General features: G+C 66.3%; 1 protein-coding gene and 1 pseudogene. One reads left to right on the top strand and one right to left on the bottom strand.

The features are described from left to right. Positions 1-102: 102 nt before the first annotated feature. Positions 103-983, top strand: a pseudogene (locus AB0N07_RS50780) (IS5 family transposase). Here AB0N07_RS50780 and AB0N07_RS50785 read toward each other — a convergent pair. Beyond that, a partial coding sequence (locus tag AB0N07_RS50785; RefSeq protein ID WP_365847767.1) for a cytochrome c oxidase assembly protein occupies positions 980-1,574 on the bottom strand: 595 nt, incomplete at its 5' end. The pseudogene AB0N07_RS50780 and the gene AB0N07_RS50785 sit on opposite strands and share 4 nt — an antisense overlap.

The following is a 1,574-nucleotide window of genomic DNA, read 5'->3' on the forward strand; positions in this document are numbered from 1 at the left end:
CCCGGCCCTCGTGCCAAGAACCTCATGACCCACAACACCTAGGGCGTGTCTGAGAATAGATGCACGAGTCAGCTGAGACCCTGGGGACATGCCCGGTTCCAGATGCTCTCTGACACCCAATGGGAGTTGATCGCCCCGATGCTCCCGACCCGGACCGGCCGCGCCGGCAGGCCGTTCGCCGACGCCCGCGCCATGGTGGAGGCGATCATCTACCGGTACCGGTGCGGAATCGCTTGGAGGGATCTGCCCGAGGTCTACGGGCCCTGGCAGAGAAGTGTGGACCTGGCATCGGCGCTTGGCTGAAGAGGGCACATGGGACACGGTGCTGGCCACGCTGACCGCCGCCGCTGACGCCGAAGGCCTGATCGATTGGTCGGTCTCGGTGGACTCCACGATCGCCCGCGCCCATCAGCACGCGACGAACATCACCCGCCACACAGGGGGATGGATCGAACTACAAGAATCCGCGTGAGGAGCCGGCCGATCACGGCATCGGGCGCTCCCGTGGCGGGCTGAGCACGAAGATCCATCAGCTCGTCGATGGGACCGGGCTGCCGCTGGTCAGCCTGATCACCCCCGGCCAGGCAGGGGACTCCCCGATGCTGCTTCCTCTTCTGGAGCAGCTGCGCGTGACCCGGCCAGTAGGGCGGCCCCGGACCCGCCCCGAGGCCGTGCTGGGCGATAAGGCGTACTCCTCCCGGGCGATCCGCACCCACCTACGTGCCCGTGGGATCAAAGCGGTCATCCCCGAACCGGCCGACCAGCAGGGCCACCGCAGACGGCGCGGTGCCCGCGGCGGGCGCCCCGTCAGCCTCGACGCGGACGCCTACAAGGGCCGCAACGTCATCGAGCGTCAGTACGCTCACCTGAAGCAGTGGCGGGGTCTGGCGACCCGGTATGACAAGTACGCGATCATCTACCGGGCCGCTGTGGTCCTGAATGCTGTGCTCGCATGGTCCAAACGATTGTCAGACATGCCCTAGCTCTCGTTCCGTCTTCGGGAGAGGCTGGCGAGGTACTCGTTGTAAGAGTCGAGTTCGGCGTCCTCGGCTTTCTGTCGCTGTCTCGAGGTGCGCACGTCGCGGGCTCGCCAGCGGGACAGGCAGACGATGAGCACTACGAACATCGGCAGCTCCGCGTAGGTCCATACCAGCGTGCCGGCGATCGCCTGGTCGATGACGGGGTCATGGCTGCCTGTGGGGGTGGCGTATGCGCTGAACAGCGGTGTGGCGGTACGGAGCAGGATCAGGCCGAAAATGGCGTGGATCTGGATCTCGACGGCGATATCGACGAATCGTGCGGCGAAGGAGGGTTGGCGCGGTAGCGGATCGGAGGACCATAGCGGTGTTGCCGAGACGATGCCGAGGACGAGGATGACGAAGAGCAAGGCGTCCTGGCCGAAGGGGATGCGCATGATGACGCTGATCGCGTCGGTCAGGTAGAGGACCGGGTACAGCAGTATCGCAATGACGATGGCGACCACAGGGTGCAGTGCGGCGCTCCAGAATCGTGAGCGCAGTCCCCCGTGCGCGGCACGGAGCACGAGACGCCCGAGGCCGGTGTGCGGTGTGCTG

It is taken from the genome of Streptomyces sp. NPDC051172 (assembly GCF_040682555.1).
GTDB lineage: Bacteria > Actinomycetota > Actinomycetes > Streptomycetales > Streptomycetaceae > Streptomyces.